Genomic DNA, 23,574 nt, shown 5'->3' on the forward strand with positions numbered 1-23,574 from the left:
TAGCAGCTTTCCGAACTTGCGTTTGTTTTAAAAGAAAGTACGCATTGCCGCCAAATTGCCGGATTGTACGCAGGACCTTATATGTAAAAGCGTATTCACCCTCGCCTTCCTAATTCAATTAAGTCTCTGTGCCTTTTACGAACCATTGGAGCGGGGTGATCAAAGTTGTTCAAGGTATATCCTGCTCAATAGTCCGCCCAGGATGATGTTGAGGAGGTAGTTCTGGTCATTACCCGGACCATTCGACTTCACGGTCCCATCCATGTTTACGTCTTCTACTGAATACTGGTCCGACAACACGAGGCTTAGCGAACCTCCTAGCTTTGCATTTAGAATCCGGTCCTGGTCATTCTGCGGCCCATTATACTTCACATTGTTGTTGCTGTTTGCGTTTCCGGCGCGCATCGCCCACACCTGTCCTACCTGTACAGTTGATGTATAGTCCTGACTTTGAAATGCTTTTTCAGAACCGATAGTAAAATCAAAAACGCCATTACGCGAGGTAAAGTCAACAGGGGTAGACGAACGAATGCCCAGGTGGTTACGGTGGCGGATTGCAACATAATATATGCCCGGGGAAATACCCTCGAAAGTTATAGCAGCATCGGTGCCATTGATATCAACCAGGGTGCCATCGCGTTTTACAAAAGCGGCTCTTGTAGCAAGCACTGTTGACGGGCTAGAGCCCCCCCTGATTTCTACCAACACCCAGTCTACAATTTCCGGGTGGGCTTCATAAAAAGCTGATGTTACTTTTTCGCGGCCGGCATATTTGAACCAAATTCCATTGTACGGGTGATGTCGGGCTGCTTTGCCGAGGATACCCGACGTATTTAAAATGTTGTTCATTGTGCCGGAAGAAGGGTTATAACTCCCTTGCAGGTAAACCTTACCACTAAACGTAACCCGGTTAGCCGCATTACTGATCTTATATACCGATAGGCGGTTTGTTGGCCATGTTGAAGTGAAAACTTCAGGTATTCCATCCGCGTCAACATCTCCAACAGCGATATTCGACCAAAAGCCCGGGAAAATGATTGCCGGCGAATAGGATTGGTTGTTTATCAAACCTGGCGTTGCAGTATTTCTGAATACAACCATTCTCGAGGTGGTGCTTACCGCCATATCAGGTTTGCTGTCGCCATCAAGATCCCCGAGTGCCAAAGCCCAAACGTCATAAGGCGTATCAAAGTCAACTCCTGGTGCAAACGATTCAGCGGTAATACTTCCCGGTGTTGCCCTATTGTGCGCAATCGCTATTCTGCCGGCCGAGTTGCCGTCCGGCGCCGTGTATGGATCCCTGATAACCGCAAGGTCCAGCTTCCCATCTCCATCAACATCGCCTACTTCAAATGTTTTTACCCCGGTCATATTCAGGTCAACCAGTGGGGCAAAAGAAGAAGCGGTTATTACACCGGGTATAGCTTTATTCCGGAATACGAAAATACGATTGGTATGTGCTATGATGTCGGGCTTGTTGTCGCCATCAACATCAGCTATTCTAACGGTAGCTAAACCCACATCGTTCGGGTTCAATCCTTGCAAGCTTACCCTTGGCGCAAACGAAGTAGTATTGATCACCCCCGGGGTTGCAAGATTGTGAAACACCGATACAAAATACGGGCTTATGGTTACCAGTTCAGGTTTACCGTCACCATCAATATCACCACTGGTTACCGAAATAACATATTGATCAGTACTAAACTCAACCTTCGGAGCAAACGATGTATTGGTTATGCCCTGCGACACCGATGTGTTTCGGAGCACGGAAACCGTAGAGGTTGCATAATTAGGAACTATAATGTCAAGTTTGCCATCACCGTCGACATCAGACAGGAGAACAGTACCCGCATTGATGCTGGTACTTACCGGGAAACTTACGGGTTGCTCAAATGAAGCTGGCCCAATTGATGTGGCCCCGGGGTTGGAGATGTTCCGGAGTACGACGACCTCACCGTTTCCAAGGGAGACCACTTCAGGTTTGCCATCGCCATCAAGGTCACCAATGGCAATCGAGCGTAACGAAGGACTTAGCAGTTCTACACCCGGCTGGTAGAAAGTAGTGGGTATTCCTGTAGCAAACGGATTGATGAAAGTAGTTACGAAGAACTGTGCAGAATAGCCTGTTAGCCCATTAGCCCGGTTTAGGACACTTATTGGTTTGTACGTGGCGCCTGCAGGCACCGTTACCGTCAGGCTTGTAGGCGATGCACTGGTAACGGTAGCCTGCACTGCACCGAAGTATACCACGTTTGCTGAAGGCAGGTTATTAAAATGCTGTCCGGTTATGGTCACGGTAGTTCCAACCGGGGCGGCGCCGGGTGAAAACGACAGGATAATAGGCGGTTCTGCTGTTGTCCGGTGTGAGATTTCTACCTCTTTACCAGCCGCTGCACTGTTGGTGGTGCCGTCGTTTACAACAAAAGTAACGGTGCGGCTCTGGTGGCCGGGACTAGTCGAATTGTTGTTATAGGCTACCGAACGTAGTGCTGCCTGCCACTGGGCAAGTGTTGCTGTAGCTTGTTCAGACACCAGGTTGAGTACCCCTGTTGCAGGATTGTAACTACCCGAAATATTACCGGTTTGCGCAGAGGGTGTAAATAAAAGGAAATCTTCCCCGGCAACAAAGTTGTTGCTGATGCTGACAGCAGCTGTCGAAAGTGCTTCGTTGTCGAGGTCTGACACTACAAGTGCATTGTCGACAATCACTGCAGTTGCCGGCGAGCCGGGAACGAAATTGGTTTGCCCCGTTGAAGTGGTAAGTACCGGATCGTCGTTTACAGAAGTTATCGCAACCACTACCTGCGGACCAAAAATAGAAGCTCCCCTTGCTATAAAGCCATTTACCGAAACCATCCAGTGTGCGTTGGCAGGCTTATCCGAGGTTACTCCAAATGAGAGACTTCGCAAGGCACTTTGCCACTCTGCCAGGGTTGCAGTATTTCCCGCAGAAGCCAATTTCAGAAAAGGCGTTTCATCAGTTCCGATGATATTTCCCATTGTGGCCCCATCATTTACGAAGCGGAGTTCCTGGTCAAATACGGGGGTACCCGAAAAAAGTGGCGAAGCATGAACAGTTAAAAAAGTTATTGCGTCATCGCCATCGGGATCACTAACGGTTAATGTCGGAAATACCGAGATAAATTGTGTTGGTGCATTGTTGCCTTCAATAATAGAAAGGTTGCCAGCGGAACCGGCTAACACAGGAGCAGCATTATAATTGGGAACTGTTATTTCTTTTGTTGCGATATTACTGTTGGTTGTTCCATCATTAACAACGAAACTTAAGGTGCGGTTTTGCGTGTTGGGCTCTACACTGAAATTCTGGTAAAATACTGACCGTAACACATTTTGCCATTGCCCGAGCGTTGCCGTTGCCCCGGGAGATTGCAAACTAAGCATACCCGTCGCAACATTGTAAGTGCCTACGATATTGCCATGAAGGACAGCACTGTTGTTTACAAAATTGAGCCTGTCCTGTCCTGACACGAAATTCGTGGTGAAGCTTACCTGTGCAGATGATAGGGTAAGATTATCTGCATCCAAAACCAGGAGTGATGTATCGATTGCAGGGGAGCGTTTGGTATCGGTAACACCTGGCGAAGTGATGATTTCGGGGGAAACACCGCTGGTGGTACCCGGCGTCGTACTTAACATTTTCCACTTATTAGCAGCTACCGCATAAGTATGGTTTTGGCGAATGGATATCGATTCACTTTTCCAAACACCAGCCAGGTCACCAGCAGCGGCAACAGGCTTCCGGTGCTCCTTAAACCTCTCCGACCCGCGCTGTGCTTTCAGGTTAACAAGAAAAATAAAGGAGATACAAAGAACAAGTAAAATTTTGCGTTTCATACAAGAGATATTTTCAGAGCGGACGAAGGTCTTTGTGATTTAGGGGTTGGTTTGGCGTGAGTAAATCTACTTACCGGAGTTCCGGCATTTTAATAATGGCTATCGCGGGTTGACCCTCATATTATTTTTGACGTTCCTTCTGGCTGAGAAGCTTGGTGTCATTATTCGGGTTTAAGACGTCATATTGATCCATTTGAAAAACTATCCTCTTTAGTAAATGATCAAAGGTTCGTTTTAACGAGACCTGGCGAAGTTGCCCATGCGAAAACCTAAACGGGCCTGCTTCTCACAAGTTTCAATACCTGCCAATGCACAAGCCCGTTCCTTCTACTTTTTGAGCCTATAAGCCATGCCAATAAGATGTTTCATTACTTAAAGCAGCGCATGCACAGGGCAATTATCAGGTGATTTCTTCTTCTCTGGGGAGAGTTTCTAGTTTTTCCGAAGATATTTGGATGGCACAGTAAAGCAGTCAATCTTTCCTTGAAGCTAATAAAATTCACGTAATGATTCCAAACTTTTCTTCGGGCGGTTTGACAGGTAGTGTTTGGTATTTACTTTACGAAAAGAGATCGCCGATTTATAAAGTGCAGCTTGGCAATTGACGCCTGTTTGTGCCCCGCCAAGTTCGAATGTACTTGAAGGCAGTTGAAATTAAAACAGCTGACCAGGAAGTCCCCTTCACTTCACTTTTTGGAAAAGGTATTCGTTCCGCTTAATCCAATTTTGCGCTCCGTCAAAACGAACCCATTTTGATTTTGAAAAATCAGCGCTGCTGATTAAGTATATGTGGCGGATTGTTGCTTTGTTATTTTCATTGCCATCTCTGCCCTCAATTTGGGTCATCACCTCCAGGCGACCATCCCGGAGCTTCTTTTTCGATGTTACGTCCTCGTCCGCAAATCGTTTTCCCTCCTTCGAAAGCAGGAGGGTATCTATTGAATTTGCCTGGGGTTCATACGGGTAAATATTATAAAATAGAAAGGTATTACTCCTGTCGCCTTTAAGCACTTTTAAGTTGGCCTCCATGCTAAATGGCTTGTTTGTGCTATAGCCAAGGTAAGTAAGTGTACCCTTCCAGTCTCCAATCAACTTCGTCAAATCTTTTGGGGAGACCCTCGGTTCAATCTGTGCAATCACATCTAAACAAGAAAGCAGGCCCACTATCAAGAAGGTAAGTGATTTCATTTTCCAGGTTTTATGGTTTACTTATCAAAAGGTAAAATCGTAAAGTTGAGTTTGCAGTAGCATCTCCTTACTTACAAACAAATCAAAGTCTTACTCAATAGACTAAAAGGCTCTGACCACTTTCAACCATTGCTATCTGCCATATACAATAAAACACAGAGGCTTGTTTGCCTAAGTCGGGTATTTCTGCGGGTCCCTGGCAAGGTCGACAATCGGTTTGATTCACTATAGTGTTAAGAACGCAGAAATTCAAATTCTTAAAGGCCACGATAATCATTTAAATATCGACTTGCTTAATAATGGGCGTGGCCGGACTTTAGATCAAACCGTGAGTAGAATGCTGTTCAAAAATAGATCACGATCAAAAATTACGGTTGGGATAAATTGTTACTAACGCGTCCTAATCGGTATACAGATGATGGGACGGGTTTCAAGGCTTGAAGAGGCGAAATAAAATAATTACCATCTAATGGCGTTGATCCTGTAATGATCCGTTCAACTTTCGAAGTTGAGATCCGGAACAAATGAGATCAATAGTAATCCGTGTTGGTTAATCTTACGAATAGCATAGGTGGCCATGCCAGCGAACCTTACAACCACCCGATCCCCGAACACCGGGGTTAGGTTGTGTCTTCAAACCTTAAACTGCACCGTTGCAGGTATGATTTTTAGATTGTCTAGGGTATGCGTTTTGGATATGCCTGTATAAACCTCAGCCTTGCCGCGGACAAGGTAAAAGTGAACCGTTCTACGATTAAGCGGATTTTTCTGGAGAAAGGAATAGCCTATACTTCAACACTCGCCCTCGCTAACATAACCGACTTTGAAAAGGTTATCGATTGGAACACCAGAAATAAAATACTGATGTACCGGATGAGTTCCGACATGATCCCCTGGATGAGTGAATATGAGATAGAAGAACTACCCGATTACGAAACGATCAGGAAAATACTTGCCCGCTGTGGAGAAAAGGTGGCTAAAACCGGCCAGCGTTTGACATACCACCCCGGTCCATTCAATATACTTGCTGCCAACTCAGACCAGGTCGTGACCAATACCACAAAAGAGCTCCGGCAACATGCAGAAATAATGGACCTCCTTGATCTTCCCAGGACCCCGTTTGCAAAAATCAATATTCATGTCGGTGGCGCCTATGGAGATAAAATTTCGGCACTTGCCCGGTTTGCAGAAAATTTTACAAAACTGCCGGACAATGTAAGATCAAGGCTCACCGTTGAAAACGACGACAAAGCAAACATGTTTAGTGTACAGGATTTATTATGGTTGCACAACCAGGTAAACATCCCTGTCGTGTTCGACTACTTTCACCACGGTTTTTGCACCGGCGGACTAACAGAAGAAGAAGCATTCAGGGCAGCAATAAAAACATGGCCGGCGGATATTACCCCGGTGGTGCACTTTTCAAGTCCTAAGAAAAAATATGAAGACCCTGCTGCTCTTGCAACCGCGCATGCCGACTACCTCTACAGCCATGTAAACCGTTACAACCACGAGGTAGACGTTATGTTCGAAGCAAAATCGAAGGAGGCTGCAGTGATCAGGTACCTAAAAGAATACCGGGTTAAGGGATATAAATAGTTATTGGATCATTTGAGTAGACCTGCTTTAGATTATTTGAATTATTGATTGTTATGGAAAAGAAAAAGCTCTTTTTGTTCGATATAATGCCGCTGTTATACCGGGCGCACTTCGCCACCATGGGTAAGCGCTTTGCTACAACCACCGGAATAGATACACGCACAACCCTGGTATTTTTTAATTATATATTCCAGGTATTAACCGAAGAAAGACCAGATGCAGTTGCTGCTGCACTCGACTCCAGGCCTGTTCAGAGAGAAGGTGTTTCATCAATTTACAAGGCCAATCGCGAGAAAATGCCCGGTGAGATTTATGGCGCATTTCCATACGCATTACAATTGCTGGATTCACTGAACATTCCCATACTGAAAGAAGAAGGACATGAGGCTGACGACATCATTGCGTCTATGGCAAAAACGGGAAAGAATCTTGGCTACCAGGTCTTCATTGTAAGCCCGGATAAAGATTTTGCACAGCTTGTTAACGAGGAGGTATTTCTTTTCAGGCCAGCTTATAAAGGAGCTACAATGGAAACACTTGATATAGCAGGTGTAACCAATAAATACGGGGTGCCGCCGGCACAAATTGCAGACTACCTTGCTTTAAGGGGCGACAGCGTAGATAATATCATCGGTGTAAAAGGTATTGGCGACAAAACAGCCGCAACTCTGTTAGCCGAATACCACTCGATAGAACAACTGCTGGAAAATGCGCATAAGATAAAACCTGAAAAAATCAGGGAAGCAATTGTAGCTTATAAAGACGAATTGATCGAAAACAAGCGGCTTGCTATTCTGACCGGGGATCTTGAGGTGGAAATCGACCCGGAAACAATAAAAGCGCAAAAACCAGATACGGAAAAACTGTTGCCATTACTTGACGAATTACAATTTTACAAGATTAAGGAGCGGCTGGAGAAACTGGAATTTATTACCAGTAACCACCCTCCTGAAGTCAAAGCTGACGAGACATCCTTTGACGTTGTGCTGCTTTCCTTAGAGCGCCTTTTGCAAGAGCTGGTTGCGGACCGAACCATCGCTCTCGCCTATTCCTCAGAAAGTCCCGCACAAATACTCGTACTCCAGGAAGGATTGGACCAGGTTTTCAATGTCTCGCTAAAAGATGACGATGGCTGGAAAACGTTAATCCGTTTTGTGGATGATGTCGCCTCCGACAAATTGGGCTGGTTTATGAAGCCCCTGTTGAAAAAAATAAACCAGTTAGGCATACGACTAAAAACCCGGTGGATCGACCTGTCACTCGCTGCCTACCTGCTCGAACCGGATGCAAAAATCGAATGGGTTTATATTAGAGACAAATACCAGTTGACCCAACCAGGTCTACCTGCTGCGTATTCCCAGTATCACTACCTGCCGTCGTTATTTGCGGCGGAACAAATGATCCTCGACAAGATCCGGTCAATGGATCTCTCGCGATTATTTTTCGAAATTGAGTTGCCACTACAATCGGTATTGGCGGCGATGGAGGTGCATGGTATTAACCTCGATGTAAAGGCGCTATCAGAGATCGACAAGCTACTGACAACACAACTTAGTGCACTGGAAAAACAGCTTTATGAAATGGCCGGTACAAAGTTTAATATTGGCTCCCCTTCAAAAACGGCCGAAGTACTTCAACAGGTTTGTAATATCACAGAATTAAAGAAAACAAAAACAGGCCAGATTTCAACAGCTGAACCATTTCTTGCAGAGCTCGCACCGAAATACCCTTTTATTGCAGATCTTCTGAACTACCGGAAACTTAATAAGATTATCACCACTTACGTGCATGCATTACCAAAATACGTTGATCGCAGCACAGGTAAAATGCATCCCAACTTTCAGCAACTTGTTGCAGGAACCGGCCGATTGAGCTGTAGTGAACCCAACCTTCAAAACTTACCCATCAGGAGCGAGGCAGGCCGCGAGGTAAGAAAAGCAATCATCCCTTCAGGACCGGGGTACAGCATACTTAGCATCGACTATAACCAGGTAGAACTTCGGTTGCTGGCTGCGCTCAGTAACGATGAGGTTATGATAAGTGCTTTCCGACACGGTAAAGACATACACACCACCACGGCAAGTAAAGTGTTTCATGTTGAGGAAAGTGCAGTAACGAAAGACATGCGCAGCAAAGCGAAGGGTGTAAACTTCGGAATTGCGTATGGTATTACTCCCTGGGGACTTGCAAAAAGTATTAAGGTTTCGCAGAAAGAAGCAGGTGAAATCATTGACGCATACTTCCAGGAGTTCTCCTCAGTGAAGACGTACCTTGAGCGGTCAGTAATCGAAAGCCGCGAACGCGGGTTTTCACAAACAGCCTATGGCAGGATCAGGTATATCGAAGGAATAGACTCGCGTAACGGCACCACTCGCAAAATAGCTGAGCGCATAGCCGTGAACGCACCACTGCAGGGTCTTGCTGCAGATATTATTAAGGAAGCAATGGTTGCAATACAAGGATTAATTACTGAGCGAGGGCTAAAGTCTCAGATGATCTTACAGGTTCATGACGAACTTGTGTTTGATGCCGCGGACGATGAACTTGAGTTTTTGATTCCCGAATTAATCGACATAATGGAGAACAAGGCTGGCTTTGAGGTTCCATTAAAAGTGCAGGTTACCGTTGGTAAAAACTGGCTCGATCAGTCACCATATCAGCAAAGAACCCATTGTTAATGCTCGACGTGTTGCAATCAGAAACCTTCTACCATTTGCTTCAGCGATATGGCATTGTTAAATGCGTCGCCCATCGTATTGTTGAAGTACGCATAAACATCTTTTCCATCGTTTAGCAAGTTTGTAATATGCCTTGATTGCTGGTGCAAAAAATCATCGCTATAGCTGTCGCGGTAATTACCTGTTGGACCATGAAAACGATAATAAGCAAAAGGTGCATCTTTATTTGGTGTGAGCCATTTCGACTTTGGCATATCGTGTAATACCAGGGATGCACCACAATCATCCAACATGCTATTTGTCTCACTATTGTACCAGCTTTCACTTCTGAATTCTACTGCCTTCCGCCATTGGTTCTTGTTGTCCTTTCCTGTGATCAACATTAAAAGTTTCTTTATTTCAGCAAAGTATTCGAAAGTTATACTTGCCGGAAACTGTATGAGCAAACAAGTGTTGTTGCTATCCGGCTGATCCAATACTTCAAAAAAGGCTTCCAGGTGTTCCGCTGAGTAACTGAGCTTTTTAGCATGGGTAATATCCCGCCAAAGTTTAAAGGTAAATTGAAAAGCATCCGGCACCTCGGCGATCCACCGCTGTAGCGTAGCTTTTCTTGGTAGCTTATAAAACGTGCTGTTAATTTCGAGGGTATCAAAGAAAGAAGCATAATAGGTAAGCCTGCTTGATTGCTGGTATTCTGGAGGAAACAATTGCTTTGGTGTTGGAACCACAACTCCGCTGGTGCCCACACGAAATTTCGGGTGATCCTTGTTCATCTATTGTTTTCGTAAAGCTACTGCTTTCCCTTATCAGCATGCAACACGAAGTGCAGGGTACGAAAGAAATGTGCCTATTCGCTTATTTCCACTATGAGGATTCTTGACCTATTGCGCAAGTAAGACGTTATAGTTAAAGCAAACTTTTTACGGCTGGTTGCAGGTACTGTTCTATCTCTGTAACAGGAATAAACAAGTTTATTTCACCAAGGGCATATGGGCCAATTTCGTATGGCACATAGTTAAAAACAAGACCTTTAGATGTAAGGTAAAAGTTTTGGTTTGGCTTGATTGTTTTTTCTAATAAGCCGCCCTGAACCAGCGACTCTCCAGCCTTAAGGTGATAACGTTGCCGGAAACTTTTTTCCAACAGACTACTCAATGCCTTCATGCCCTGAGTATTGATGACGTCCGCCAACAGGAGTTGTTTATTATTTACAAGGTCGATACAAATATAACTGGTGCCATAATTGCCATGTACACCGCCTGCATAGGAATAACTGCTTGAAGCAAGTGTGAGGATCCCCGGACCTGCATGCGCCACCATTATTGTTTTGCTCTCATCCACCATATAATTTGTTGGCAGCTCTTTTATCTCGGCATCTTTTACATTTTGGTTGTCTTTAAGGTATGCGGCGAAAAAAGCTCTTTTACTACTTAAGAACAAACCACCAATCTCTTCATTTCCGTTATTTTTTATGTCGAATGCCTTCCTGATCATCTTCTTCAGATAAAGATCACTGGCTGTCTCGCCACCCGGCCAAACTGCAGCAGCAAAGTAGGTGGCAGCTGGTCTATCCGCAAGCGTAAGCTTAGGACGAAGCGGAACAACACCGGCGGTATAAATATAATCGAACCGCACTGGGGCAGTTGCCTCTTCCGCAATAAATGTTAGTGGTTTTGCATTCTCCTTTTTCTTCCAATCACCCGTCAATTGTTTGCCGGAAAACGACAATACAAACTCCTCGTTATTTTCAGGTTCACCAAAACCGATAAGCTTTAATTTACCTTTGGTCGAGCTATCATCGCCCGAGATATTAATTGGCCGTTGCTGCTGGTCGTAATAGTAATACCCATTGTATGTGTGACCAGATTTATGCAGGTGCATGGTTACGGGATAACGATCGATTTTTCCAGTAAACATTTTATACCAACTAAGGGTACCTGCCTGTGTTTGTTCCCGTTTATAATCGCCGGCAAGGCTTGCTCCACCACCGCAAAACCACATCAGCTTAAGCCGGTCGTCGAAGTTGCTGGTGAATACTTTTGCAATTTCTTTTTCTACACTAATCGTCATGGTTGCCTGCAGCTCCGGTTTAACTTTACCGAGGTCAACCTCAAGGTGTCCGTTGTTGTAAACCCCGTTTCCGTTAAACGTACAACCCTGCTTCGCCCCACCATATGTTATTGCAACATTATAACCATTATCGGGATTACGCTTAATTGTAAGCCTTTGCCAGTACCCATCCCCTGTTCTGGAAATATACGAACCGGGATATAGTTGCTGAGCTGCTGATCGGTTTGCTGTTGTTCCGGTTGGCTCACTTGCATGTTGAACACCTGTACTACCAGAGGTGCCGTTACCTGCAAGTGACTGCGCGGAGATCGCTGTGTTGGTCAGCGTTAACAACGCAATGAGCCAGAGAAAAAACAAATTTTTCATTGTACTATCTTTTTAAGGCATCATGATTTCGGAGGGCTAGTATAACAATCTTCCAAAATCATAAAGCCAGTATTGTTGCTGAACCAGTTTTCAATGGGTAATAATTATTCAGATCACTTTTGCCCCTGTGGCATAATCCAGAATGCTGCAATAAACAAACGGTGTATGTTCCGGAGCCACTCCAGCCACGGGATTGCCGATGTTCATAGGGCCAGACAAATTTGCAATAGATACCACTGCTTTCCAATCACATAAAGTAGTGATTATGTTACCGGCAAACAGGCCGTAACGTCGTTTAAGCGGTGACTTGCTCCTCTGTCTCCAACCCTGACAGGAGACCCCGATCGAGGCTCAATAACAATAATTCGTACCGGCAAACGTTTATCATAGTTGCGGCGGTTTGGGATGCTAAATGGTTGTTTACCAGGAAACATGGTAAACAAGAATAGCACACGGGGCACTAACGAAAATCAACAAACAACTATGCTTAACACATGGTTATGATCAGAGGCTTTTTATTCATTCTTTGCTTTTCAACCGTTGCTGAATTATGTGGCCAACTTCGTTTGAGCAAAAATTTAGCAACAAACAGGATCGATTATAACTGGAGATATCCAGGCTTTGTAAAACGCTTCAGCAGCTTCATTGCCGCACCACAAGTACCAGCCTTAGCTAGTGTTCAATTGCCAGAGTGGAAGGAAGAACCCGAACTTGCATTCTCAATCTTCCCTGTACTTTCCGATTACCGCTATTCACTAAGCAAATCCGGCAATGGCTTCTATATCGAGCCTCAGGTAGGCTATGAACTTTATGGGGCTGACCCGGATTGTGAATACACCGGCCTGGTATTGGCTGGCGGAGCAGGTTATGTGTTTCCGGCGGCACGAAAAGGCCAGATTGACCTGGGAATACTATTCGAGACACCGGTGCAGGCAGCTGCAACCACGAAATTTCTATCATTGCGACTTACCCAACATTTTGTGTTCCGCTCCAGGCAGTAGTGTCACGAACATATTTTCTCCCCTCGCGTTTCATCCCTGTATCAGGTTAATCTATGCGCACAGTGCACGACAGTCCGGCCCGTTGGTGCGTTGAATTACATTCGAAATATTTCCTGCAGGCAATCATTTTGTTCGGGTAAGAAATTTTACCCCGCATAAGAAAATACAATTGCTATCCTTACATTTGCAGCATCAATTAGGGGTGCCTTAACAGGCTGAGAATATACCCGATGAAAGAGAACCAGCTTTGGCAATCTGCTTTCATGCACCTGATCCGGGTAATGCCGGCGGAGGGAAAAAAACAAGTATGAATATACAGGCATGGCTGCAATTACTTGCAGAACAAATTAAAGAGACAAACTGGCTGCAATGGCTTGCGCTGATACTTGGCGTGGCTGAAGTACTGCTGGCACGCGCCAATAAAATTTCGTTATACCCTACAGGTATTGCAGCATCAGCAATATCGGTTTACCTGCTCTGGCAGGTTGGCTTGTACGGCGAATGCCTTCTTAGCTGCTACTATATCGTTATGAGCATTTATGGCTGGTGGTATTGGTTGAAAAAGAAAGATGTTCCTCCGGTAGAAATCAGTTATTCAGGTCGGAAAGACTGGATCACCATCACCGGCATTGTTGTGATTGGGTATGTATTGTTGTACGTTGTGCTCAAAAATTTCACCCCGTCTACCGTACCACACTGGGACGCGTTTATAACATCAACAGCCTGGGCTGGCATGTGGCTCCTTGCCAAGCGCAAAATTGAAAATTGGGTATTGCTAAACATTTCAAACGCATTTGCTATTCCCATCCTGTTTCACAAAGGGCTTCCGCTTTATGCCTTGCTGACCCTTGTTCTTTTCATTGTTGCTGTACAAGGTTTTTTCTCCTGGCGGAAAAAGATCAAAACACAATTCCATGTTCCAAATCCCCGGCTTGTCTCCTGAGTTGATGACCATCCTGCGCGCAGAAATACCTGTTGCAGAGGCGCAGGGTTGTTTAACAAGCCTGCAACTACAGCTGATTTATGATCACAAATGGTTTCACCTGTTTGTGCCAGAACAGTATGGCGGGCTTGAACTTGCCCTGCCTGAAGTGGTACGGCTTGAAGAAAATCTTGCCTATGTTGATGGCAGCCTGGCATGGGTAGTAACCCTTTGTGCGGGGGCTGCGATGTTTGTCGGCTATCTTGGTGATGAACTTGCCAGCGAAATATTCAGTGACCCACATGCATGTCTTGCCGGTAGCGGACAATCGAACGGCTTTGCAAAAAGTAAAGATGGATTGTATGAAGTAACGGGCTCATGGCCATACGCGAGTGGAGCACCGCATGCAACACATTTTACGGGCAATTGTCTTATTGACGAAACCGGCGAAATACAATCCTTTATTTTCAAAAAAGAAGAAATTACAACCGAAACAAACTGGCAATACATGGGGCTAAACGCAACAGCAGGTTATTCGTATTCGGTAAAGAATAGGCTTGTTCCCTTTAACCGCGCATTCATCATTGCGCCGGCACATGCAAAACTACCTCAACCGGTTTACCGCTACCCGTTTCTGCAGCTGGCTGAAACAACGATAGCCGCAAATATCTCCGGCATGTGCATGAGCTTTTTCGACCTGGCCGCAGCGCAACTCGCCAAAAAGCAAGTCACAAACACCCGGTCGGAACGCGTAAAACAAAAAGGGCTACAATTGATCAGTTCGGGATCAGAAAGTATACAGCTTTTACGTCGGCGATTTTATGATGCGCTCGACGCTTCATGGTCGTCGCATATTGCGGACGGAAGCAGCCAACAACAATTAACGGCTGTTAGCCAGGCAAGCGTACTTCTTGCGCAAGTATCCAGGAATCTCGTCAACAAATTATATCCGTATTGCGGGCTTGATGCGGCAAGAACGGATACCCCGCTTAACCAGGTATGGCGAAACATTAATACGGCAAGCCAGCACACATTATTGTTGCAGGTGTCTTAGGGTGCAATCACCAGGATATGCGTTGTTACCCGTGCTGGTCTGCAAAACATATTCAGGTAAATGATGCTAGCGTTAAAGAGGTTCGGTTAAAGAATTTATTCAGCTGCATAACAAACCGTAGCCCTCAGCACTATTTATAACAAATTAACGAATGTATATCTGCCGAACCGAAAAGACGTATTTTTTTTGTGACGGGCAGTTGTTTTTCATAGCAGCATCGTTGCCCGCCCGGATGAACTCCGTTCGGACGGGTGTCACTCACTTGTACCTTCGATACCACTGGCAGCGAAATACCGGCAAATAAGCAATTTCATTTTATACATAATTCAACCCAATAATTACATGCTATAAAATGATTGTCCAGCTGAAACGTGAAATGTTTGCTCCATAAAAAATTTTAGCCCTTATCTTTTCAATGCTACTATTGCGTGAACTATCTACTATTTATTATACAACATTGCTGGTTTTTTCGTAAATGCAAACAGGCCGCAGATTACTGCGACCCGTTGCTTCCCCGTTTTTTTTGAACCCTTATATACGCTTTGATTGAGATTTAAGCATGCATTTTTTCTTACCCTTTTTTGATTTTAGCTGCATAGCGTTGCTACCGTACAAGTGCGACGCCCGTCCGACTGCGCAGCGGGCAGGCAACGATGCTGATAGCAACACTATCGCCGGGTCCAAAAAAATGTTTGCAATAAAAACTGCTGCCTTGTAATCATATCCAGTTACTGCGAACCAGCTTTATTTGAGTTTACCGTCCAAAGCTTTCTGACGGTTAAGTGCTTCTCTATACTTTGTCATAACCCTGTTTAAAGTAAAATCGCGGTATGATGCATCGTTTTTGTATTTACTCCAGAATACGTTTTTGTTCATATCTGTACCGTTTGCTATAGCCGTTTTTTCTGCCAGTTCAAAGGCATTGATCAAATCCTGTTTAGTCATTTCCGTATAAGTGATATTAGGATTGCCTGCGGGTGCCGCAACAGCTACTTCGCGGGTTTCCTGCTTTTCAGTTGCCGCAAATGTTGCGGGGTTAGGGTATGCAGGTGTTTCAGCAGTTACAATAGCAGAAGATTTGAACCCGGGAAGAAGTTTTGCCAGTTGGTTGTTGATACCACTGAGTTCATTCCTTAAAAAGCTGATCTCCGTGTTTTGCTCATCAATCAGCTTCTGGTTGTCGTTTACATTTAATCCTACCGCAACGTTAACCATGCTAAACTGAAAGCCCTGTGTTGCTGTTGACCATGCAATGCCTACAATGTTCTTAACGTCTTTTGCTTGCAGTTTAGCCGGGGCAACAGCAATACCGGCACCCGAATTTGCACCATTGGCTATGATATAATCACCGAGGTTTACCCTGCCAAATACCTTAACCGGCACCTGGCCCATAAATGCAATCTTTTCAAAATCTTCCACCCTTCCATTTTGGGGCACATTACCCAGCACAATAGGCTTATGCGAGACTACCATCACTTTTTCAGCGCCATCTGTGTTTTTGCTTACTTTACCCCCTTTCACACCCACAATGTCGCCGGGAGAAATGCGCTCACCTGTCCGCTCTCTCATCAGGTACTCCGCGTAGTCGCCCGCTGAAGACTGGTACGAAACGCCAACAGCCGCTTCTTTTCTTTCAATAAACTGCGCTAAGTTGACCGAGGCAAAAGCAACGTCGGCAATTACAACCAATTCCTGCGCTGTTGCAAGGGCAACGTTTACAGCACCACCTGCAATCAGGGATGCGATCGGGGGACATGCTACCACGCCTAATCCCGCACAAGCATTTGCAGAAGCAGCTGCGGCAATTTCATCGGTAATGGCTGCCGCCAAATCGTTGGTTGCGAAAAGCAAGTCTATTGAGGAAGAGGTGACGTCGTAAACCCGGCTTGCCAGTTCGCTCTTATAATCATCATCATCGTGCAACTCGTCAAGGGTTTGTCCTTCTATACGACCCTGCATTCCAAAGTCGTCCCAGAAAGTAATAAAGTTATTTGCTGCGGTTCTGCTTCCGTTGACCTTGATAGCCATACCCTGGTTAGCCCCCTGCACCCTTAATGGATATGCATTATAAGACGACTGGCTTCCCCCCGGATTGGCCGTTATTGTTACCTGGCCGTTCGCCGCCAGGGTGTTGTTGATGGTTGTAGCTCCTCCACTGGTTAATGAACCCGCGATGTTTACGTTCTCGCCAACACCGAGGCCGCCAGTTACCACCAACGCGCCAGTGCCGGGGCTTGTTGAACCGGTGGCATTGGTGATGGACGTAATACCAGACACGCCAAGGGTATTGTTGATCAGGCTGGCGCCTGCAACGTCGAGTGTACTGCTTAATGTGGTTGCCCCTGTTACACCGAGGGTATTTTTTAGAGTTGTGGCCCCGGTTACGTCGAGGGTATTTTTTAGTGTTGTTGCACCGGTAACATCAAGGGTGTTGCCCAGGGTTGTTGCACCAATTACACCCAGTGTTTTTTCAAAAAAGCCTGCACCCCCAACGTTTAATCGTTTGCCAACGCCCAACCCACCGGCTACGATCACCGAACCGGTTGTAGTGCTTACAGACTCATTCTGATCAAGAAAGGAGGCTATGCCACCAAAGGTAGACGTAGCACCAACATTCAGGTTTTTACCAATGCCTACCCCGCCGTTAACAACAAGGGCGCCGGTTGAAGGACTTGTGGAATTGTGGTTAGGATTATCCAGCAGTACTTTTTCTTTAAAGGCTGCGTCTTTGTCCACCCGTAGTGTGCCGGTAAGAATGGTGGGGCTTACGTTATTAACGGTGAGCGAACTGTTCAAATTGGTTTCAAGATCAACCGTAAGTGTTCCGAATAATTTTGTCGGGCTTCTTCTTAAAGCTGTTCCAACAGTAAAAGGACCATTGTTTACGGTAGAGCCACCATTGATGTTTAGGTTTACACTCGAGTCTACATTCAGGTTTGCGCCAACACTGAGGCTTCTTTTAAGGGTGATGTTGCCATCTTTGTCTATTCTGAGACGTTCGGTGTTATTGGTTACAAAAACAAGGTCTACGTAGTCGGTGGTGCCAATCTTATCTTTTTCCGGATCGCTGTTGCTGTTTCCAAAAAGTGACCATACCTGTGCGGGAACACCGGGCGCTGCAGCACCTGCAACTGCCATTGCCCCTTCAGTAAGTTGCGCTGCGGTTGCAGCATGAAAGGCGTAGGGTACCGCCAGCAGCTTACTGCTGCTGATTGTAGCAAATTCCGACTTACCCTTGTCTTTAATGGCTACCTGCATCCAGATATCCTGGGTACTCCAGGGCACATTTGCAAATTTGCCGGTCTCTTCTTTGCCGGCACCGATCACCAGTGTAAAAAGGCCCAGGCTGTTGGTTTTGGCCGTATGCACCTCGCTATAATATACATTGGGGGTCCGGGCATCGTTTACCAGGTTTATCTTAAGCGTGATATCCTGGTTAGGAAGGATCTTGCCCTGGAGGTCCCTGGCTACAGCCTGGTATTGCATTCCCTGCGGGATTTGTTGTCCGTAAACTGTGGTAAATAATAACAGCAATATGCTGGTTAATATGGATATATGTTTCATGTGTACAGTTTTAAAAAATTGATATCTTATTGTGTTTTAATTATATTGTAGTTGCTAAGAAAGCTGCCGTCCTTACTTTGTATCCGGAGGTAATATGCGCCCTGCGCATAGCCGCCGATATTCAGTTGAAACCGGCTGCCTTTTACCGGCAACTGCCTGATCTGGAGAATTTTACCGTAATTGTCGAACAGTGTTAACGACAAGGGTGTTTTTGGAACAAAATGCAGCAGAACATTAACTACTGATGAGGCGGGATTGGGAAAAATGCTGACCTTATTTTTTACAATAAGGTTTTCAGGTGCACCCGCTTTTTCGATCACCAGCACCGGCTGGTGAAAGCCTTGTGTGTATAGTGCTTTACCGGAAAGGAGGGTTTCTGTGGCGACCTCTCCAAGGGTCCATTCCAACGAAATGGAGCTCCCTTTAGCAATGCCACCGCCGGGAGCAACAACAGTGGGCGAAGTTTCCTGGGAAAAAGAAGAGAATGATATCGCAGAAGAAGCGATGATCATAGCCAAGTAAGTTTTCATGATGCGTGTTTTATGTAAAGAGTATTGGTTTGCCATGGCGAAGTAGCGTACGAACCCGTTGTTTGGCGATCAGATTTAACACCGGAGAAGCGGCCTGAATGGGAGCGTTAAATTGGTGAGGTTGAATTGCGGTTCCTATTTTTTGGTACGGACAAAAACGGTCAGAGGACGGGACAAATGTGGTCAGGACCATGGACAACGTGGGACAATCGCCATTTTGCATCAGTAAAGACACCTTTTTCTATAAAAAGCCGTACTAATTTCAACATCATCCGATCTATTGCGAATGGTGTTTGGAGAAAGGACTGCCGTACCAATCATATTGATGAAAAACTTTCTGACGTGCCTGATGTTGGCAATGTTTGCCCATTCTATACCGGGCAGCAGCCAGCAATTCCTTATTGATGCACCTGCTGAAAAAAGATTGCAGGTTCTTTGGCAGTATTGTACCGACCAACTTATTTCTGATAAGGACTCTGTTGAGATTCACCGGTTTTTTACTACCGTTGCTAATACTGCCGATAGTCTTGAAGATGTTAGCCTGAAAGCATATGCGCAATATTTCCGCATGTGTTACCGGGTTCCTTTTTCAAGCAACCACGAAAAACATTTTGCAGCCGGTGATTACCACAGTCCCATTGCCCTCTTCAGAAAAGCACAACAATGGGCAGTTAAAAATCGGCATCCCGATATAGCTGCATCCTGTGAGTACTTTATCGGCCAGATCTATTTTCGTGCGGCACGATATGGGCATGCATTTGAGCACCTCCTAAAAGCCGACAAAGCATTCAAAGACATCGGCTACCACAAAGTGCCAGCCGCATCCATTTACCTATATAATATTGGAGGTGACTATTACCGTTTCGAGGAATATGAAAAAGCGCTCGATTGCTTTATTAGCGCTTTACGGTATCCGACCTACGTTCCACGGCTGGAGTTGAACACGCTTAATGCGGTTGGGCTCATTTACGCCCGCTTCCGGGATTGGACCAATGCGGCAAAGTATTATCGACAGGGGATACGAAAAGCAATCGCGTATGCCGACAATGCCTGGCAGGGGATCGGTGCAGGCAACCTCGGCAATGTATTCCTATCAAAGCGCGAATACGACTCTGCTTTGCTGTACCACCGGATCAATTATAACCTTAATACCGTAGAAGTTCCCGAGGACGTAGCTAAGAGTGCTTTGTCAATTGCAACGATATTCATCAGAAAGCAACAGCCCGATAGCACCATCCATTACATTAATTCAGCACAGCAACTTGCAGCGAGGTTTTACAATACGGCAATCAGTGATGGTACAGAAAGGCTGAAATTCAGAAAACGGTTCCTGGTAGTAATGATGGAATACTATAAAACAAAAGGGGATTATAGGAACGCTTTGATGTATTCAGACTCTATAACCAGTGTAACAGACACGTTAAATAGTGTACTTGATGACAAACTGTTAAGCCGGGCCATTGAAAAAGTCTCGCTTGAAGGATATCAAACGAAGCTCCAGCTGTTGGAAAGTAATAAACGGGTCAGCAATTTGAAGCTATATCTCCTGATAGCGGTCCTTTTATGGATTATTGTAATTACAGCACTTTTATTCCGGCGCTACCGTACCCGCAAGAACCACCAGATGCATGTTGCCGAACAGGAAAAAAAGGAGCTTAAACTTGAAAAAATTAAGGCGGAAGAAGACCTCAGGAATGCAGAGGTCCGCTTGCAGGAATACCTCGAAACCATGAAGGTTAATTCAACCTTAATCGAAAACCTTGACTCAGAACTAAGTCAACTTAAACAAACAACGTCCGCTATTGCTCATACAGCGGTTACCGAGAACCTTGAGAAGCTGGTCTCCAGCACCATCTTAACCGATGAAGACTGGCGACACTTCAGAAACCTGTTTGAACAGGTTCATCCACAATTTATACCCCAACTTAAAGACAGGTTCCCTGACCTTTCACCGGGCGAGACGCGTTTGCTGATTCTTACGAAGCTGAAAATATCGACCCGGGAAATGGCAACCATGTTGGGGATCACCGTTGATGCGATCAGGAAAGCCAGGTACCGGTTACGGAAAAGATTAAACTTCGATAAGGAAAGCAGCTTTGTAACGGCTATTGAAGAACAGGATTTCTAACCCAGGCAATAAGGCATCGCCTGTGCACCTATCCCCTTGCAAGGGTGTTTGGCAAGATGAGTGTTCTTGCGCCAGCAGGAGTACCCTCACCTTAATCATTGCTTTAGCAGTGTAGCTAACTGCATAGCAGAAACCCGGACCCACCGTGAACAAGCGGCTTGACCTAAAACGACTTTATGCCGTAGCAGCGGGGACGCATTATTCCTGTGCAGCAAGCGTATCTATCTGCACCTTGTGCAACTACCAGTTCATTACCCGGTGGGCCTGACCGCATTTTTCTTTACCCACTCAATTCAATCATCCATTACTAAAATAATATTTCGCTTACATCGTTGTAAGGTATCAATTGAAAACAATGCCGTACCTCTATTCCACCAATCCATTTACCGCAAGGGCAAAAGTAAGGGCCCTTTCGCTGTTATCCGTCTTACTCTTCTCAAGCCAGGTGTTTTCGCAGGCACCATCAGCCGGCAACGCAGAAGCATTTGGTAAGCACCAGTATTCCACCGGAAACACAAGCTCAGAGCAAGATCCTTTACCAACAACCACCAGCCGAACAGACAATGGCAGTCCGGTTTTCTTCATCATCGCTCCGGGTGCTGCCGTAAAAATGACCGGCACGTCGAACCTGGTATTATCTGCAGGAGGTGCCTTCACCAACACCGGGACCTTTGATGCAGCCGCGAGTACGGGGAAAGTTACTTTCCTGGGCTCGGGAAATGTTTCGGGTACAACAACCTTCCAAAACATTGAAACCTTTGGTCCACTTTCCTTTAATACGTCTAGCACCATTGCCGGGGCATTTACCATTCAGCCGGGTGGTTCTGTAATTGGCAACTCGCCTTTTTACATCTGTCCGTCTTCTTCCCTGATCTATAATACAACGGGAATATTCCCACGCGGTTTAGAGTGGGCTACAGCTGCAGCCGGTGCAGGCTACCCCGCTAATGTATTTGTCCGTAACAACACCACCATCAACTTCCCTGTTGCTGGTGCCGGATATGTTTGTAACGACCTTGAAGTAGAAGGGGGTTCTGCCCTTCACCAAACCTACTCGGGTGCAAGTGCACCACTCACTGTGGGAAGAAACGTAAACATCAGCGGTACCCTTTCGCTTGGCAGGAATGTTGGCGACGACATTACCCTGGGTGGTAACTGGACCAGGCTTGCCGGTGGTGTGTTTAACAGCAACGGACGAACCGTTACTTTCAACAGTTCTTCCAACTCCCTGATCACTGCACCATCCTCAAACGCAAGGGACAAGTATGGCGCCTTTGGTGGCGAAACCTTCCCTGCCCTTCACATCAACAAGGCTACCGAAACCGCTTCGGTGACACTGGGGTCCAATACAACCGTTATTGGTGAGCTTAAGCTCTCCAAAGGCATCTTCGACCTTGCAAACAGCGATGTCACACTTGTATCCAACGACTCGGTTACCGCACACGTAGCGCCTATTCCTTCTGTTGCCGGTGCAATCTCTGGTGTCACCATCAGGTATGGCGCAACAGGAAACGGAACGGGTAAATTCATCCCGCAACGTTTTCTGCCCATCGGAACCGGTTCCACTTCCAGGAGGTGGCGCCTGCTGACCACACCATTGCAGCCAGTTAACGCCCCTACCATCAATGAAGCATGGCAACAAGGGGTATCCAATGCAGACCGGAATAACCCCATTGATCCATGGCCGGGCTTTGGAACAACCATCACCAAAAGCACCACCTATAACCCTGCCGATGGTTACGACCAGGGCAGCACCAACAATCCATCGCTATTCTACTTCTCGGGAACAGGCACATCAGGCTGGAGCGCCCTTCTGTCAACCAGGGCAGGTGCAATTACCGACCACCAGGGCTACATGTTGTTTGCCCGTGGAAACAGGAGTATCGTCGTTTCTTCGCAGTACATCAATGCAAGTCCTACAACTCTGGAGCCCAAAGGGAGGATCAACACCGGTGATGTTCAAAGAACATTGATTGCCGGCAACCAGGTTATCGGCAATCCATATGCTTCGGCAATCAGCATGAACAATGTGGTGTTTAACAACTACACCAGCAATGGCAAAACCTACAACAACACACCAACAGGTTCGGCAAACGGGCTGGGGATCACCTACTACCTGTGGGATCCGAAAACAAGCGGCTCATCAGGGGTGGGTAAGTTTATCGCCTGCTCAAGCAATGGCGACGGCACCTATTCGGTTACGGGTAACGAAAGCGGTTTGCCACTCGATGGCTCCATACAATCCGGAGCGGCCTTCCTGATTGCAGCAGAAAACAATGGCGGAACGATCACCTTTCATGAAAGCGATAAACTCACCTCAAGCACCAATACCGGTATATCCAGCCGCACCAGCCGTACAACAGCAAATGCCTTTACACTGGTAACCAATTTATATGCAGGTAGTGGCAGTAATGTAAAACTTGCAGACGGGGTGATCAACACCTATCACGCATTGTACTCCAACAAAGTGGGTGATGAGGATGCACCAAAGCTATCGAGTTTTAACACCAACGAAGTATTGAGTATTGCCAGTGAAAAACAGCTGCTTGCCGTAGAGCGCAGAGGTGCGATCCAGGACGGCGATACGATCTTCCTGAACCTGTCGAAGATGAACAAAAC

General features: G+C 46.0%; 12 protein-coding genes, 1 pseudogene and 1 riboswitch. Of the genes and pseudogenes, 7 read left to right on the plus strand and 6 right to left on the minus strand.

The window, feature by feature from the left end; genetic code table 11:
- Positions 1–978: 978 nt before the first annotated feature.
- Both EXU57_RS11040 and EXU57_RS11045 read right to left on the minus strand, forming a co-directional pair.
- A pseudogene (locus tag EXU57_RS11040) lies at positions 979–3,855 on the minus strand (FG-GAP-like repeat-containing protein); the annotation flags it as partial.
- A 681-nt stretch (positions 3,856–4,536) separates the two neighbouring features.
- Positions 4,537–5,043: a hypothetical protein gene (locus tag EXU57_RS11045; protein WP_133268259.1), complete on the minus strand. Its 507-nt coding sequence runs from the start codon at positions 5,041–5,043 to the stop codon at positions 4,537–4,539.
- A 684-nt stretch (positions 5,044–5,727) separates the two neighbouring features.
- Here EXU57_RS11045 and uvsE point away from each other — a divergent pair.
- On the plus strand, positions 5,728–6,642 hold the full coding sequence (gene uvsE / locus EXU57_RS11050) for a UV DNA damage repair endonuclease UvsE (RefSeq protein ID WP_133268260.1): 915 nt from the start codon (positions 5,728–5,730) through the stop codon (positions 6,640–6,642).
- A 53-nt stretch (positions 6,643–6,695) separates the two neighbouring features.
- Positions 6,696–9,320 (plus strand): DNA polymerase I, encoded by a 2,625-nt coding sequence (gene polA, locus EXU57_RS11055; RefSeq protein WP_133268261.1) that lies wholly within the window; start codon positions 6,696–6,698, stop codon positions 9,318–9,320.
- Between the two features lie 17 nt (positions 9,321–9,337).
- Here the strand turns inward: polA and EXU57_RS11060 are convergent, their stop codons facing one another.
- A complete protein-coding gene (locus EXU57_RS11060) occupies positions 9,338–10,093 on the minus strand; it encodes a DUF72 domain-containing protein (protein WP_133268262.1) in 756 nt (251 codons plus the stop codon).
- Positions 10,094–10,226: 133 nt separating this feature from the next.
- Positions 10,227–11,756, minus strand: coding sequence for a DUF3298 and DUF4163 domain-containing protein (locus EXU57_RS11065; RefSeq protein WP_133268263.1), 1,530 nt, complete (start codon positions 11,754–11,756; stop codon positions 10,227–10,229).
- A gap of 500 nt (positions 11,757–12,256) precedes the next feature.
- Between EXU57_RS11065 and EXU57_RS11070 the strand changes: the two genes are divergently transcribed.
- The 3 genes from EXU57_RS11070 (at position 12,257) to EXU57_RS11080 (ending at position 14,733) form a co-directional block, all read left to right on the plus strand.
- Positions 12,257–12,757 carry a hypothetical protein gene (locus EXU57_RS11070; protein ID WP_133268264.1) on the plus strand — a complete coding sequence of 167 codons (501 nt, stop codon included), beginning with the start codon at positions 12,257–12,259 and terminating at the stop codon, positions 12,755–12,757.
- A gap of 188 nt (positions 12,758–12,945) precedes the next feature.
- A riboswitch (TPP riboswitch) is annotated at positions 12,946–13,070 on the plus strand.
- Positions 13,065–13,700, plus strand: coding sequence for a nicotinamide riboside transporter PnuC (gene pnuC, locus EXU57_RS11075; protein ID WP_133268265.1), 636 nt, complete (start codon positions 13,065–13,067; stop codon positions 13,698–13,700). Its footprint overlaps the riboswitch before it by 6 nt.
- Positions 13,672–14,733: an acyl-CoA dehydrogenase gene (locus EXU57_RS11080; protein ID WP_133268266.1), complete on the plus strand. Its 1,062-nt coding sequence runs from the start codon at positions 13,672–13,674 to the stop codon at positions 14,731–14,733. Before pnuC ends, EXU57_RS11080 begins: the two co-directional genes overlap by 29 nt.
- 744 nt (positions 14,734–15,477) lie before the next feature.
- Here the strand turns inward: EXU57_RS11080 and EXU57_RS11085 are convergent.
- Together EXU57_RS11085 and EXU57_RS11090 are read right to left on the minus strand one after the other, a co-directional pair.
- Positions 15,478–18,297 carry a hypothetical protein gene (locus EXU57_RS11085; RefSeq protein WP_133268267.1) on the minus strand — a complete coding sequence of 940 codons (2,820 nt, stop codon included), beginning with the start codon at positions 18,295–18,297 and terminating at the stop codon, positions 15,478–15,480.
- Positions 18,298–18,323: 26 nt separating this feature from the next.
- Positions 18,324–18,827 carry a T9SS type A sorting domain-containing protein gene (locus tag EXU57_RS11090; protein WP_165958109.1) on the minus strand — a complete coding sequence of 168 codons (504 nt, stop codon included), beginning with the start codon at positions 18,825–18,827 and terminating at the stop codon, positions 18,324–18,326.
- Between the two features lie 325 nt (positions 18,828–19,152).
- On the opposite strand from EXU57_RS11090, the gene EXU57_RS11095 reads away from it, so the two are divergent.
- Together EXU57_RS11095 and EXU57_RS11100 are read left to right on the plus strand one after the other, a co-directional pair.
- Entirely contained in the window at positions 19,153–20,955 is a 1,803-nt protein-coding gene (locus EXU57_RS11095; protein WP_165958110.1) for a tetratricopeptide repeat protein, read from the plus strand.
- Positions 20,956–21,310: 355 nt separating this feature from the next.
- The coding region (locus tag EXU57_RS11100) for a hypothetical protein (RefSeq protein WP_133268270.1) at positions 21,311–23,574 on the plus strand (2,264 nt) is incomplete at its 3' end.

The organism is Segetibacter sp. 3557_3 (assembly GCF_004354985.1).
Taxonomy (GTDB): Bacteria; Bacteroidota; Bacteroidia; order Chitinophagales; family Chitinophagaceae; genus Segetibacter.

Coding starts and splice junctions, on each gene's coding strand:
- EXU57_RS11045 (WP_133268259.1), bottom strand. CDS start 5,043: ATGAAATCACTTACCTTCTTGATAGTGGGCCTGCTTTCTTGTTTAGAT.
- uvsE (WP_133268260.1), top strand. CDS start 5,728: ATGCGTTTTGGATATGCCTGTATAAACCTCAGCCTTGCCGCGGACAAG.
- polA (WP_133268261.1), top strand. CDS start 6,696: ATGGAAAAGAAAAAGCTCTTTTTGTTCGATATAATGCCGCTGTTATAC.
- EXU57_RS11060 (WP_133268262.1), bottom strand. CDS start 10,093: ATGAACAAGGATCACCCGAAATTTCGTGTGGGCACCAGCGGAGTTGTG.
- EXU57_RS11065 (WP_133268263.1), bottom strand. CDS start 11,756: ATGAAAAATTTGTTTTTTCTCTGGCTCATTGCGTTGTTAACGCTGACC.
- EXU57_RS11070 (WP_133268264.1), top strand. CDS start 12,257: ATGATCAGAGGCTTTTTATTCATTCTTTGCTTTTCAACCGTTGCTGAA.
- pnuC (WP_133268265.1), top strand. CDS start 13,065: ATGAATATACAGGCATGGCTGCAATTACTTGCAGAACAAATTAAAGAG.
- EXU57_RS11080 (WP_133268266.1), top strand. CDS start 13,672: ATGTTCCAAATCCCCGGCTTGTCTCCTGAGTTGATGACCATCCTGCGC.
- EXU57_RS11085 (WP_133268267.1), bottom strand. CDS start 18,297: ATGAAACATATATCCATATTAACCAGCATATTGCTGTTATTATTTACC.
- EXU57_RS11090 (WP_165958109.1), bottom strand. CDS start 18,827: ATGAAAACTTACTTGGCTATGATCATCGCTTCTTCTGCGATATCATTC.
- EXU57_RS11095 (WP_165958110.1), top strand. CDS start 19,153: ATGAAAAACTTTCTGACGTGCCTGATGTTGGCAATGTTTGCCCATTCT.